This window comes from Gemmobacter nectariphilus DSM 15620, assembly GCF_000429765.1.
In the GTDB taxonomy this organism is placed as follows: domain Bacteria; phylum Pseudomonadota; class Alphaproteobacteria; order Rhodobacterales; family Rhodobacteraceae; genus Wagnerdoeblera; species Wagnerdoeblera nectariphila.
The window spans coordinates 1-14,060 of the sequence record NZ_AUCM01000035.1; the positions used below are offsets into that span (position 1 = coordinate 1).

10 protein-coding genes and 1 pseudogene are annotated in these 14,060 nt (G+C 59.0%); 1 reads left to right on the forward strand and 10 read right to left on the reverse strand.

All coding sequences use genetic code 11. The annotated features are described in order from the left end of the window. The 10 genes from G481_RS0117840 to G481_RS0117885 form a co-directional block, all read right to left on the reverse strand. A partial coding sequence (locus tag G481_RS0117840) for a transposase (RefSeq protein WP_028031218.1) occupies positions 1 to 248 on the reverse strand: 248 nt, incomplete at its 3' end. Positions 249 to 300: 52 nt separating this feature from the next. Beyond that, entirely contained in the window at positions 301 to 1,026 is a 726-nt protein-coding gene (locus G481_RS0117845) for a hypothetical protein (RefSeq protein WP_028031209.1), read from the reverse strand. Next, positions 1,023 to 3,836: a DEAD/DEAH box helicase gene (locus tag G481_RS0117850; RefSeq protein WP_028031210.1), complete on the reverse strand. Its 2,814-nt coding sequence runs from the start codon at positions 3,834 to 3,836 to the stop codon at positions 1,023 to 1,025. The genes G481_RS0117845 and G481_RS0117850 overlap by 4 nt, the downstream gene beginning before the upstream one ends. A gap of 3 nt (positions 3,837 to 3,839) precedes the next feature. Then, on the reverse strand, positions 3,840 to 6,629 hold the full coding sequence (locus G481_RS0117855) for a DNA methyltransferase (RefSeq protein ID WP_211235231.1): 2,790 nt from the start codon (positions 6,627 to 6,629) through the stop codon (positions 3,840 to 3,842). After that, positions 6,604 to 7,026: a hypothetical protein gene (locus G481_RS0117860; RefSeq protein WP_154664675.1), complete on the reverse strand. Its 423-nt coding sequence runs from the start codon at positions 7,024 to 7,026 to the stop codon at positions 6,604 to 6,606. Before G481_RS0117860 ends, G481_RS0117855 begins: the two co-directional genes overlap by 26 nt. Before the next feature lie 28 nt (positions 7,027 to 7,054). After that, positions 7,055 to 10,786, reverse strand: a complete 3,732-nt coding sequence (locus tag G481_RS0117865; protein ID WP_211235232.1) for a DUF6079 family protein — start codon at positions 10,784 to 10,786, stop codon at positions 7,055 to 7,057. Between the two features lie 12 nt (positions 10,787 to 10,798). Then, complete coding sequence (brxF, locus tag G481_RS0117870; protein ID WP_028031214.1) at positions 10,799 to 11,257, reverse strand: BREX-3 system P-loop-containing protein BrxF; 459 nt, start codon at positions 11,255 to 11,257, stop codon at positions 10,799 to 10,801. Continuing rightward, entirely contained in the window at positions 11,254 to 12,141 is an 888-nt protein-coding gene (locus tag G481_RS0117875) for a helix-turn-helix transcriptional regulator (RefSeq protein ID WP_028031215.1), read from the reverse strand. Before G481_RS0117875 ends, brxF begins: the two co-directional genes overlap by 4 nt. Positions 12,142 to 12,305: 164 nt before the next feature. Beyond that, positions 12,306 to 12,566, reverse strand: coding sequence for a WGR domain-containing protein (locus G481_RS0117880; RefSeq protein ID WP_028031216.1), 261 nt, complete (start codon positions 12,564 to 12,566; stop codon positions 12,306 to 12,308). A gap of 84 nt (positions 12,567 to 12,650) precedes the next feature. Next, positions 12,651 to 13,583: a DUF2493 domain-containing protein gene (locus tag G481_RS0117885; protein WP_028031217.1), complete on the reverse strand. Its 933-nt coding sequence runs from the start codon at positions 13,581 to 13,583 to the stop codon at positions 12,651 to 12,653. A gap of 216 nt (positions 13,584 to 13,799) precedes the next feature. On the opposite strand from G481_RS0117885, the pseudogene G481_RS26535 reads away from it, so the two are divergent. Continuing rightward, positions 13,800 to 14,060: pseudogene (locus G481_RS26535) on the forward strand (IS110 family transposase); the annotation flags it as partial.

The following is a 14,060-nucleotide window of genomic DNA, read 5'->3' on the forward strand; positions in this document are numbered from 1 at the left end:
GCCAGCTCTCCGATCTTGGCATGTAGGTCGCGAACCGTTTCTTCGGCAACCTCGGCCGCCGCTGCAGCCTTGCCACCCCTCTCGAAGATGCCTGCGGCACCCTCCAGAAGCGAACGCTTCCATTGATGGATCATCGTCGGGTGAACGCCATATTCGGCGGCCAGCTCCGACACCGTGCGCTCCCCCTTCACGGCTTCCAGCGCCACACGCGCCTTGAACGCCGCATCGTGGTTCCTGCGTTTCGACATGTTCTGATCTCCTCGTTCTTGGAGACCAGCAGGCCTCAGATCGTAGCTTCCGTCACTGTCCGATTTTCGGGGGGTAGCTCAGCTCAATCTCTACACCCCGCTCTTCCAGAAATCGGCCCCATGCCGCTTGTACCGTGCGGGCCATAGCGCTCTTCGAAGATAGTAGACCTTCGACGGGCAAAGACCCCAAGACCGTGTCCTTCAAGATCTTGGCGACATACTGAGCAAGGACGGGGGGCAAGACAACGCCGCGATAAAGTAACCCAAATGCTTCGCGCCAGAAGTTTTCCGGCTTTCGCATGAGGTGAGGGTTCACCTCGAATAGATGCGTCAGAAGGAACTCCTTCGTCATGCTCTCGCCGAGAACCTGGGAAGCATGACTGTTGTGGGCGGCGAAGAGCCTTTCGAGGTCGGTGCTATCGATCTGCCGTATGACGCTGGTATTCAGCTTGGGCATTAGATCCGCGAGACTCAGGTCAACCCTTCGTGCATGCCGAAGATAGTCCCACGGTAGAAGGTTCAGGTCCGCTCCTTGGAATTGAAGAACGAGCGCCTTGCATGCCCCGGGGGTGCCGCGATCCCAAGCGGCCCGGTAGCGCTCTTCGTACTCAACCCGGAAGGCGATAGAGTCCTCAAACGGGAGCACCTCAAATCCACGCTCGCGCAAGACCCGGAGGATGTTCTCATCGAGCAGGAGGTTGTCAGGATCGCGTGCGATCCAGAACTGAGAGAGGTCCTCGGGAAAAGCCTGAAGTATCCGCTCCATCCAAGACGTCATCTGCTGGTATCCGCCTGCTGGCCGACACGCAAGACTAGAATACAGTGCAGATCCGGAACGAATGCTTCTGAAGCATCAAGTTGCGCAAGTCGCGCATCATGCTCTGCCTGTAACCGCTTCTTGCGATAGTCGCGCACCGTCGCAAGTCCGACCCGACCGATCGCCTGCTGCCGTGCCTCATATGCGTAGTTTGCACGGTCCCGCTCTTCCTGTAGCCGGGTCATGTGTTCGTCGACGAGCTCGGAGAACACCCTCTCACCCTGTACGACCGCTGCGTCCTTCGACCTTCCAAATAGCTCTGCGCTGATTGAAGAACTCGCGCTGCCGATGGTTTCTACGCGCTCGGTGAGCAGCAGATCCCAAATTCGCTTCGCGGTCGGCTGGAACGCCCGACCTTCGTTACTGATAAAGACGGGTAGGAAGCGACGACGGCTAAAGTCATCTGCCGACAGCGTGATCTCCCAGAGTGACCAGACACCACTGACGGTCTCAGGAAGCCCTGAGATCCGGACGCAGGGCATGTTCTGCCCCGCGACACAGCGAGGCAAATCAGAAATCAAGGCGCGGGCTCTTGGATCCTCGAGTGTGAGCCACTCCAGGTCGGGGCGCCCCTCTGCGGTCCTCGCGTCGAAACAGACCGAACTTGTCTCACCGTCACCGGACCACCGGACGTGCCATGCATCAGCTTCTCTGGTGGCTTGACCGCCACGAATTGGCAGCCCTGACGTTATGGCTCGCTCAAGCCAAAATTGGGCAGGATGGTCGCGCCATTTGCGAGCATCAGACGCATCAAGATCATGTCCACCGGATAGAAGCTGACTGCTCTGATTATGCTCGGCAATGGCCGTCCTCAGTTGGGACACGACCGTCTCGCAGTCGGCTTCGATTGCATCAGGGTTCTGCAGGCCATTGACGAAAAGCTCGTCGAACAGCGGCTCTGCTTCGACCGAGTCCATGACGTCGGCCGCTTTGTCGACGCCAAACTCCTCAGCGATGACGGCCAGCTTCGTCTCGAGAACCTCGCGCACGCGGTACTCGACTGTGTCTTCGAGAACGAAATTGATGGCACGCACGACAAACGGCTGTCCGATCCGGTCAACACGGCCGATCCGCTGCTCAACCCGCATCGGGTTCCAAGGCATGTCGAAGTTCACGATAACATGGCAGAACTGCAGGTTAAGGCCTTCGCCCCCGGCATCCGTGGAAATCAGGATGCGGGCGTCCTGCGAGAACGATTTCTGGGTACGCGACCGCGCCTCGAGATCCATGCTGCCGTTCAAGGTCACAACCGAGAAGCCCCGGCTTTCCAAGAAATCGGCGAGCATTGCCTGCGTGGGCACAAATTCGGTGAACACGAGGACCTTGAGGTCGGGATCGTTCTCTTCCTGCTGGATCTTATAGATCAGTTCGAGCAAGGCCTCCGCCTTGGCGTCGGTCCCCTGTGCTTCGGTCTCGCGCGCAAGGAACAACAGAGCTTCGACATCCTTGCGTTCGTCAGCAAGCGCTTCGAACGCAACCGCAAGATCAATCTGATCTTCACCGGAAAGTTCGTGCCAGTCCTCTGCGCGCTCGGCGGGGAAAAGCTTCAGCTGTGCATGATCGTCGTCCAGCGCGAGTAATCGCTTTTCGAGCGTCGTCCGGATCGCCGCCGTGCTCGAGGTCACCAGGCGCTGCATCAGGATCATCAGGAAGCCGATATGGCGCTGCTTCGCCGCCATCGCCTGATTGTAGCCGTGGCGAACGTACTCTGTGACGGCTTCGTACAGTCCCTGTTGCGCCGAATGGCGATCCAGCCAGGCGACGGGCTGCAGCCGGGTCATCCGTGGCTTGAAGAGGGGTTTCCCCTCCGCGTCGATAGCTGCCCGCTTCTCCGTCCTGACCACAAAGGGGCGCACCCGGTCAGCGGCGATGCTCGACACGTCCGGGAACGTTTCCCGATCAAGCAGCTGCATCAGGCGGTGAAACTGGTCGGTTTTGCCTTGATGGGGCGTCGCAGACAGAAGGAGCAGATACGGCGCAGCTTCGGCCAAGGCTGCGCCCAGCTTGTACCGGGCAACCTGATCGGTGCTGCCGCCCATCCGGTGGGCTTCGTCGATGATAACCAGATCCCATGACGCGGAGATCAGGTCCTCGAACCGTTCCCGATTATAGGTCTGAAGCTGCTCGACGCTCCATCCGCGTCGGCCTTCCATGGGCTTCACAGAATCCAGCGAACAGATCACCTGGTCATGCACGCGCCAGAGGTTTTCCTCATCGTTCCGCCACTGTCTGAAAGCCGACAGCTCTGCTGGTTCGACGAAAGTGAACTGCTCCCCGAAATGCAGTCGCATCTCGGCCTGCCACTGTCGAACCAGCCCTTTGGGCGCGACAACCAAGATCCTGCGCGCCATGCCACGCAGCTTCAGCTCGCGCAAGATCAGACCGGCCTCAATCGTCTTGCCGAGGCCGACCTCATCCGCGAGCAGATAGCGGATCCTGTCGCGGCTCATGGCGCGGTTGAGCGCATAGAGCTGGTGGGGCAGCGGCACCACGCTCGACTGAATCGGCGCCAGCAGCAGGTTGTCTTCCAGCGCATCCAGCAGCTTTGCCGAGGCCGCCGTGTGAAGGATCTGGCCAACCGATGGCTGGACAGCGTCGAGCGGGCCTAGATCGCGCGCCCGGGCGCGGACAACAGCATCCTTGCCGGGTAGCCACACCCGATAGGCGGTCTCGCCCCAGACCGTCTCGCGGTCCACGACGCGGCAGGGTGCAGCAAGCCGCGCATGCCAGCACCACTCCCCCACGCCGAAGCTGAGCCCGCCAACCGCCACCGATCAGCCCCCTGTCCGGGTCAAGGCGCTGTCGTACCAGAAGAGCAGCTTTTCATCCTCCTGCAGCGCGTCCTCGGGCACCTTGTTGGCGATAGAGACGATGGTCTGATAGTCCTTGCTCGCCCAGGCCGCCTTGAAGCCTGCCCGCAGGACTTCGAGGCGGAACTCCTTGAGCTTGCGGCCAGGCGTGTTGCGGTACTCCTCGAACTCCTTCAGCAACGCCTTCTCGCGCTTCTTCTCCAGATCCTGCGCCTTGTTCGGGTCAGGCACATACCAGCGATCCTTGGCCTTGGCCTTCAACCGCGGGTCGGACTTCTCGAGATTGCGAAGGTCGTGATAGTTCGTCGAAAGGTAGTTGTGGATCTGGCTCGGCACATCGGCCGATCCGTCATAGCGCAGAAAGTTGTCCTCCAGCAGCGCCGACAGTTCGGGTCGCGTCTCGTGCTTCTTCCAGCCCGCGCCGAGCTGGGTTGTGAACTCGGGGTGGACTTCCGGATAGGTCGAGGGCCGCTTCCTCAAAAAGTCGGTCAACCAATCAATCGCACTGCGTTCATCCGCGACGAACATCTCCATCTGCGGCGGCTGGGCAGACAAGGCGCGCTTGCGATCATATTCGGGGATCTGGTCAGGCAAGAACACCATGCCATCGCGCTCGGGGAAGCGGTTCCGCAACCCATCGAGGAACTCCTCGGTCGACAGCGGCACAGGAACATCGTGGCGCACGAACCAGGCAACCATGCGATCATAGATCCGGCGCGGATCCCGCTCGAGGATGAACTCCAAGACGCCGTTCTTCGACTTTGAGACAGAGAGCTGGCGAAGGTGTGTCTGCACGAAATCCCATGCGGACTCGGGCGCCGCGCCGCGCTCGGCCAGCCGCTGCTCGAGGCCGCCGTTGGGCTTGTAGGCTGAGATCACAAGATCCTGCTTTACCGCAGTCGTGGACGTCACCTGCCGGTAGCTGCCTTGGACTTTGTCTAGCGCAGTCACTTCCGCCACCACGAAGCCAGCCTGTTGCAGCGAGACCTGAATGGCATTCCAGACCGATGCTTTGCTGTTCGAGAAAACCACGGTCATCCAACGTCCGGGCTTCAAGACACGGTAGTACTCCGTGAAGCAGCGCTGCATAAGGTGCTGATACTCGGGGAGTGCCTTGTCCTTGAATTTGTCCATGATCGCTTCTGGGCGGGCGTCAGTTGTCACGCCATGCCAAGATTCAACGAGGAAGTTCAAGTCAGCGTAGTAGATGTTTTCGCCGAACGGTGGATCGGTAAAGACATAATCGATACTGGCGTCAGCTAGTGGAAGTCTCGCCGCCGTTCCGGTCGAAACACAAGCGGCTTTTGCTCCTGTCCGATACCCCCGGAAGGCTTTCTCTAGTCGATCAAGTTTGCCGGATAGATTATACCATGGGCTACACTCGGCGTGCTGCGATGCAACATAATAGACGCCATTCAACGCACGATTTACTTGAGAAAAGTGAGACGGGCTATATCGATTCAGGACAGAGAAGCCCCAAATGGACTGCTCCACCATAAATAGCAGGATTCCTCTAGTCCTGCGGTCTGGCCAATTTTGTGCCTTCTCCCAAAGAAGGCTCATCGATTGTGAAGCCCGCGGCAGGAAGAAATGATGAACATTCGAGAAGCCCTTAGGGGCGATTCGTGAGCCATGATACATTTGTTCGATCGGAAAACGAACTGTGGGCATATGCGATGGCAGCGGAAGTCTCTCGATTTTGGCAAGTACATCTAGATCGCTCTGATCCAGCTGTTTTTGGTATTTTTTTCCGCCAACCGTATAGGTAAGGAATGAGGGTTTGAACTTAACCTTTTGCCAGGACGCATTTGTCGCCGGGTCGATGCGCGTTTCCATAACGCGATCAAGTTTATCCTTATTGAGATCAGCTCCACAGTGCGGGCAGGGAAATGAGTCCCGCGTGCGGTTGTCTTCATCTAGGGCTTCATCAATGAAATTCACTTCACCGGCACACTCCGGGCAAGTAAAAATCTCACTCCAGACCGTGAACTCGATCCTACCCTTCGTCTTGCCGTCAGAATGCAGTGTTTCATACATCCAACCGATCTCACGCTCGACGTCGCGGAGCAGTTGCTTGCCCGCTTTGGCAAAGGCATCGACATCAAAGGGAAGGTTGTAGTTGGCACTAATGAACGTTGCGGCTGGAGACAGGTCGTTCAGCACAACTCGCCGCGCGCCCCATTTTGGGGCTGACATGCCTGCCTTCTTCCACTCCATTTCTAGCATGTGTCGATAGACGGCGGGCGCTGAGCCACACCACTGCGCCGCAACACCGGTCATCCCGGAGCCAGAAAAGCCATCTAGTACAACGTCTCCTGGCTCGGTGTAGTGAAGGATAGACGGGACAATGGCCAAGTGTGGCACCTTCGTATGGTAGGAATGCGCCTTGTAGATCGGGTCGGTCTTCCCTTCGGACACATCAATCGCCATCGGCTCGCGCGCATATTTCTCGGCCGGGTCGTAGGGGCGGCCATAATGCGACACAAACTCGGCAAGCCAAGGGTTGGGACAAGCCGTGTAATAGGGCGGATCCGACATTGCCAGAATAGATTCGTCCTTACCTAAAGGAAATCCAGGCTGAGCTCGAAAGGCGTTATCTTTGAGCTTTTCAGCAAGAAGTTTCAGAAAATATCCGCGCCGTGCATCGTCATCCTCAAAGTTTAGGCCAAGGCACTCCACTGAACCTGAATTTGCGTTAAGCTCATAGAGTTCGTTTGCTTCATCCATTTCAAAAGTATCCGTATTCTCTGCCATCAGACCCACCGGTCACCCCAACGTGCTTTGACTTTGATCTCCAACTCGAGTGGTCCGCAGAGCCGACGTCAGCCACACTTGTGACGTAGACGTACCGTTGTCCAATTTTCTTCTTTTCAAAGCAGATAACTCGACCTGCGTAGTCAACTCCACCCTTCGCCTTTGTAATAAGGCTTAGGCGCCACTTATTGACCCACTGATCGTAGTCTTGTGCTCGATTGGTGAGGGCCCCATAGCCCTTGACCTTTGTGTCAAAGGCCAAGAATGCCTGACCAGCAGCGCGGGCGTCTTTGTCAAAGAAAGAAACGATGTCATCCGTAAACTCAATTTGGTTCCGAGATCCCCCTTGCATGTCACCTGCTTCGATCCAGAAGAAATTTGCGTCTTCAATCAACATCCCGCCCTCCTCCTTCATATGCTATTCTTCACTCGACCACGAAGCGCAGCTTCGAGGTGTCCTTGCCCTTGCATCGGTCATTCAGGAAGGCCTCGAACCGCTTGCGTAGATCCTCAGGAGTCGCAGGCGATCCGCCTTGCAGCAGCGCAGCCTTGATGTCGTCGCTGCCGACATTGACCTTCTCCAGCCCGGACAGCGCATCCTGGATGGCCGAGGCGAAGTCGCCTGTCACCGGATCGGGGAGAGCCTTGGTCGATACGAACGCCTCGACCAAGCTGCGGGCTGCGGGCTTCAGTAGATCGAGGTTCTCCTGGATCGTCGGGTCTTCGAGGTTGTCGAGCAGCGTCTGCCGCCAGCCGTCGATCAGGCGATCCAGCTCTTCATCAAGCTGCTTCAGGACGTTCGCCGCTGGCAGCATGTCGCCCTGTTCGTTAGCAGGCTTGAAGCTGCAGTGGGGGCACATCGGGCTGGCGGACAGCTCGGACTCCAGCAGCGACGCGCAGCTTTTCAGCTTCTCGAGCTTGTCCTCGTAGCCGGTGAGCTGGCTGGTGGGCATCAGCGACACGTTCATCAGCGTCCGCATCGAAGCGAGACGGGGGTCTTTCCGCAGTGAGGCCTTGGTCTTGTCCTCGGCCACACCAAGACGAGCCCGGCTGTGCTGCGCAATGTAGGCGGCAACGTAGTCCTTCTTGAGCTTGGCTAGGGTCTGACGGTACTCGCCGGCGTGTTGGGCGGTGCGATCGCTGGCCAGCTTCTCAAGGAGCTGCTTGCGCACATCTTGTGCCTGCTTCACCCAAGGATGGTCCGGCATCAGGACCATTTCGGCTTGGGACAGATAGGCCGCGACTGCGCCGAGGTCAGCGATCAGTTCCAGCATGGCCTCGACTGCTTTCAGCACATCGAGGTTCTTGCTCTGAGCGGCGATGTCATCCGAACCGATACGCAGGTTCTTGAGCTTGCCCACCGTGTTGTAGGGCGCGAGGCTTTCCGAGAAGGCTTTGAGCCCATCGAGCTTGGAACGCCAATCGCGGATTTCATCTTCTCGCAGCAGTGCCTGCCCCCAGAAGCTCAGACGGCCCGACATATCATGCGACGACGAGAGAACGCGCTTGGTGAGCTTTCCCACCTCTTCTTGAAGGAGCTTCACCGGCTCGTCCGAGCCTTGGGTTGCTTGCTGCGCGAGACCTGGGGGAAGGCTCAGGACCTCGAACAAGGACCGAAGGACCGCGACGTTGATTTCCTTGGGGGCCTCGACATGCTTGAACTGCTTCAGTTCGTCGAGCGGGCGCTCGGCGAGAGCTGTAATCTTACTCGAGTCAATCTTGTCGCCTGTGACGGCAAGGACGATGTCGCCCGAATACACCAACCCGCCAAGAACGACCGCAAGCAGGTCTGGCTCGAGGCGAAACTTGATCGGCGCAAAGCACTCGACCTCGGCATCCCCGCTGATCAGCTCGCTGCGGTTCAGAACCTGGCCATGGCCCTTGGCCTTCAGCCTGTTCAGGACCTCCAAGGCATAACGCGATTGCGTCGGGTCGATCCGATCGCCGTCGAGCATCTCGAGCCCATCAAGGATGATAACAGCATCCTTGGTGCGGTTGGCACCAGCCAGCACGCGAAGCGCGTTGCCGATCAGCTGCTTTCGGTTGGACTCGGTCACAAGAGCCGAGAACCTCGGATACTCTGGTGCAACCTCCCCGAACTGGTTGTTCAGCGCGAGGCCGGAAATCGCATTCACCACGTCACGGAAGTTGATCCGCTCTTCTGGGCCAAGCCGCGCCTTTTCGCGTAGAGAGACACCCTTGGTCCACTCCTGTAGCGCCTTGGACTTACCCTGATAGGTCACCTCAAAGGCCGACATCTGCTTTTCTTGCAGCCACTTGCTCATGTCGCGCAGAGCATCCTTGGCCTTGTCGAGATAGACTGACTTCGCGCCACCGCTGGCAGTTGAGGCCAGGTCCTGCGCCGCTGCGTAGAAAGACAAATGGCGCCGGAAAGCATCATCGGGGTTCTTCAGGCGGAAGAAGACCTCGTCAGCCTTCTGATCGTCGCGGAAGCGCGGCGGCTCAAACGGCTGGATGAAGTAGATGTAGAAATCCCGCTCCGGCTGCGCCGTCGGCCGGTCGTTTGGAGCACCGAAGAACAGGTATCCATTGCGCTCAACGCGGCGATCCTGCCACTCGATCTGGTACTGCCAGATCTGGTGCCCCGTCACGTAGGACGTCTCGTCAGTCCGCTCCATAAGCTGTCGGATGGCGCTGTAATAGGCACGATCCAGGGCGTCATTGGACAGCACGTCGGCGCGTTTCTCGACCTGCGCGTCGTAGTCCACGTCCTTCTTGAGGTCGAGGAAGTACTGCTCGGTGTCTGCGGCCTTGGAGATGAACTGCCCGTTGACGGTCCGGATTGTCTCTCGCAGGACAGTCTGGACGAGCGAAAGCAGATCGGCCTCCGGATCGCCGCCCATGTCTTCGATACCAGGCTGATAGAGGCAAAGCGTATCGCGCAACTCTTCGGCGGTAGGGCCGACGGGGACATAGATGTCGCCACCCGTTGTCAGACGGTGGACGGCGAGGCCATCAATGATCCTGAGCGCCATGGGTCGGTATTGCGGCCGCGTGAACGCTTTACGAACGCGCTCCGACAGCACCTCGGACACCTTCAGAACCGGACCAATATTCGGATCGGCTTTCAACACACCATTGGAAACGACCGTCTCCCAGAACTTGTCATAGCCAATGAGCCCTGGCCGATCCTGAGGCACCTCGTCCTTCAGAACGGCCTGGATCTGGTCCCGCAATGTGACCAGCGCACCGCGCTTTTCCGTGAAGACGAGCCGTTCGAATGTCCCGATGTAATCCGGGTGCACCGGGAAAAGCCGAACATATTCGTCCATACGCTCGTTCATGGACCCGTAGAACTTGGCGAAGGGTGTCAGATAGGCTCGGATCTTGTCTTGCTGATCTGCAGTCTTCTTGAGCAGTCGCTCGGCGACAACGAAGCTGACGTCCTGACGAGCGAGCAGCACCTGTGTGAACCGGTCCTTCACGCGCCGAAGGCTGTCCGAAACATGTTGAAAGCGGCCACTGTCGAAAATCGCTTCCTGAACGCCCGCGACGAAACGGAAGCGGAGATGCTTCGTGACCTCGCCAATCTCACGCAGGAACGACAGGTCGAGCACGAGATCGTGGTCACGGCGGGATCGTAGGTATTCGAGGAATTCGTCGACAACGAGGAGAACGCCGTGGTCCGGATGCACCTCTGAGAACGCGGCCATCATCTCCTCAAAAGAGGCTTTGTTGTTGACGACCTTGTCAGCTGGCGGAAACGCATAGGTCACACCGTGCTTCTCGAGGAACAGCTCGAGCTGCTGGGTGATGATGTCCCGGAGAGACATCTGGCTGGATACCTCGATCCGGTGGACCTTGAACTTTCCTGCAATCGCGATGGCTGCTGCGGCCACCTTCGGATGCCGGATCATAGGCAGATAAGCCGCATCTTCTGCCACGAGCGACAGCACCGACATCAGGTGAGACTTACCAGTCCCGTAGTTGCCGACGACCAGAACCCCCTTGTGATCCACGCTCTCGTCGAACGAAAGCTGTGGAATCATCTGGTTCGCGATGCGTTCGGCCATGTCGTCGGAGATGACGTAGGTCGAGACCAGCTTCTTGGCTTCTTCAGGCCGGTTGGCATCGAGAAGCTGAATGACAGACTCGATCTGCTCGAACTGAATGAGATCGCCATAATGCATGGGCATACCCGTTTCCTCTCAACTTACTTCAAATAGGATCGTGCCGTCGGGGCTATGATCCTGATGTTCTGGATGGCCTGACACGGCGTAGGTCAGGCGGTTCTCACGGAGCTCACCGGGCCAAGCCGCAACCACTGGCCGGACACGGGCCTGAGCCTTCAAGACATCTAGCGGGCTCACCTTGAGTGCTCTGTCAAACAGAAGCTCAATGTTGTCGACCAAGAGGAGACCATGACCGGATGCCGTGTCCGCCAAAGCTTTGAAAAGCTCTGATACCTGCAGGTGTCGGCGCGTCCGTGGAAGACCCAACAAGTCCCGCCCGAGAGCTAGGCCGACGTTCAGAACAGGCACCTTCATACGATCTGAAAGCTGGCCAAGAAGCGCGGTCTTCCCGCTACGCGGCGGACCGATCAGGAGTATCAGCTTGCTGTTCAAAAGCGCTGTATCAGCGATTTTTCGTTCGAGTTCCTCGATCACGCGTTCCTCCCGCTGGCACTGGGCGGACGCGCACTGGAAGAAATCTGGGAGGCATTCAGAAGCACGATCTGCTGATCCTGAGGCGGTCGCGCGCTTGGATCGGTATCCAGTCCAAGCCGTCGCAATGCGTAATAGAGAAGGGCTCGCCTGACCTTGATCGCCGCCTTTCCCCCATCCATGCCGTAGTCGAGCGCAATGACCTTTGCCTGTGTCGGGGAAAGATCAGGATGCGGGCCTATCTCGAGGACCACGTTATCATTCCAATCCGCGTCCGCCGAAGGCACCGCGGCGCTCTCAGTGCACCCACGAATTTCGAGCATACGGGAGAGTAGGAAATCCTTGAAGACTTCGTCGGAGAGACAATAGGCGCGCGCATGCCACCTGAAGCCATCAAAAGCGATCGCGTGGGGCGCAATCCAGCGCCAGCGTGGCTCGGGGTTCGACAAGGACTGATATTTGACCTCGATCGCCTCCGAACGCCGGATGGCCCCAACGACTGACCGGAGGATGACAGGGTCAACGCCACGCACGGGCGTGGGCGAGGCTGCGTAGGGCGGCAAGTCGGCTATCCAGGAGTCTTCTCTATCGAGGATACCGTCAGCGACAGACCGCAGCTGGGCCAAATACCGGCTTGCGTCAGGCTCTAGAAACTGTGGCTTGAAACCTGGCCCGCGCACGTAGGTCCGGGCGCTTTTATCGTAGACCATGTTGTCTGGTGCAAAGCCGATATAGCGGTTCAAGTCCATGGAGGCCTGGTTCACCGAAACCCCGAATTGATCCATCAGATCAATGCGGTTCACGTGCCCCTCCCAGAACAGGCGGAACTCGATGAACTCGAGACGTTGCTCGACTCCCCAGCGTAGATCCGACTTGTCGTTCGACACGACTTCCCCCCAAGCATACCCGTGCGCATTAAAACTATGCGCGCCCAATAACTGGGCCTCCGCTGACCCTATGGCTTAGGCTTCGGTTTTTCAACGCAAATCGGGCGAGCACATGACGATAATGAACCGTCAGTGCTTCATGGCGCGCTCGTCTGGTTTCAGCGTCAGTCGACGTACCCGCGCCGCTTCTTCACCGCTGCGAGCTTCATCAACGCGGTGATGGCCTTGCCTTCATCGGGGTGGGTCTCGACCATCATCTGCCCCCGAAAGCCGATCCGGCCCCACTCGCGCACGAGGCTTGCGCGTCCGAAGAGGTCGCATTGCACGCTCAGCCGATAGAAGCGACGCATGTTGCGCGCCGGATCGATCCGGCGCATCTGCACGTCGGTCGGGAAGACATCAAGCTGGATCGGACTGTGGTACATGTAGTGATCAACTGAGGTTTTCTACACAATATCAGGTGGAAGACTATGCTTCCACCTCGATTTCCCCGCGAGGGGAAAGGGGGCTCACGCCCCCTTCTCGAACTTCATGACCGGGATACCGAGCTTCTTGGCCTTGTCGGCGAGGTTCTCCTGGATGCCATTGCCTGGGAAGACGAGGACGCCCACGGGCAGCACATCCAGCATGGCGTCGTTGCGCTTGAAGGGCGCGGCCTTGGCGTGCTTGGTCCAGTCGGGCTTGAAGGCGACCTGCGTCACGCCGCGGGATTCGGCCCATTTGGCGGCGATGAGCTCTGCGCCCTTGGAGCTTCCCCCGTGCAAAAGGACCATGTCGGGATACTTGGTCCGGACCTGATCGAGCTTGCCCCAGATCAGGCGGTGATCGTTGAAGTCGGTCCCGCCGGTGAGGGCGACCTTGGGGCCTGCGGGCAGCATCACCTCGGTTTCCGCGCGGCGCTTGGCGGCCAGGAAGTCGCGGCTGTCGATCAGCGCTGCGGTCATGTGCTGGCGGTTCACCATCGAGCCGGTGCGGGGCCGCCAGGTCGATCCCGTGTGATGGACGAACTCGGTGGCGGCGTGATCGCGCAACATGTCCATGCAGTTGCGCCGTTCGATCAGCGTCAGGCCTTCGGCCGTCAGGCGCTCAAGCTCGTTCGCCTTCACCTCGGAGCCGTCCTGTTCACGCTGGAGGCGGCGCTGCGCCTGCTCGTTCTCATCGAGCGACCGCTCGATCCGGGCCGTCGCGCGGTGAAAGAGGTTGACCTGGCCCCAGAGCACCTCTTCGAGGTCGGGTTCCATGCGGGTGTCTTCCAGGGTCGCGACGAGGGCATCGAAGATGTCGGCAACGGCGACCGCGAGGCGCTGCCCATCGGGCATCGGGCGCGGATCGGGCTCGTCAAAGGGGCGGTAGCCATAGAGCTGCAGCTCGTCGAGCGCATGGGCGGTCTGGGATCCGGTGTGGGCGGGTTCATACGCCTCGTCGTGGGTGTGGATCGTCATCGGTTTCTTGCCTCCGGGCCTGTCTCGTCCGCGCGTCATCCCGCGCGGCCTTCATGGGCTGCGGAAGCCGTCACGGGGGACGCCCCTTCACCCCCTTTCGGGGCCGGAACGCATGTGGAGGAGGTCGGGGGGCGGCTGATTTGATGATGTGGACACCCCGACCCCAACCGTCGAATCTGGTTTCAACGGTTCCCCGAGAAGAAGGAGTGGTTGGATATGTCCGGAATGATCATTGGCCTCGATCTCGCGAAGAGCGTTTTCCAGGTCCACGCTGTCGATGCTGACGGAAAAGTTGTCATCACCAGAAAGGTGCGGCGCTCTCAGATGCTCGAGTTCTTTGGGAGGTTGGATCCGTGCTTGGTTGGCATGGAGGCGTGCCCCTCCGCGCACCATTGGGCGCGGGAACTTTCTGCCCTAGGCCACGAAGTCCGATTGATGGTCGCGTCCTACGTGAAGCCCTACGTCAAGCGCCAGAAG

Excerpts from the sequence above, each read along its gene's own strand:
- G481_RS0117845 (WP_028031209.1), bottom strand. The coding sequence starts at position 1,026 with ATGACGTCTTGGATGGAGCGGATACTTCAGGCTTTTCCCGAGGACCTC.
- G481_RS0117855 (WP_211235231.1), bottom strand. The coding sequence starts at position 6,629 with ATGGCAGAGAATACGGATACTTTTGAAATGGATGAAGCAAACGAACTC.
- G481_RS0117860 (WP_154664675.1), bottom strand. The coding sequence starts at position 7,026 with ATGTTGATTGAAGACGCAAATTTCTTCTGGATCGAAGCAGGTGACATG.
- G481_RS0117865 (WP_211235232.1), bottom strand. The coding sequence starts at position 10,786 with ATGCCCATGCATTATGGCGATCTCATTCAGTTCGAGCAGATCGAGTCT.
- G481_RS0117880 (WP_028031216.1), bottom strand. The coding sequence starts at position 12,566 with ATGTACCACAGTCCGATCCAGCTTGATGTCTTCCCGACCGACGTGCAG.
- G481_RS0117885 (WP_028031217.1), bottom strand. The coding sequence starts at position 13,583 with ATGACGATCCACACCCACGACGAGGCGTATGAACCCGCCCACACCGGA.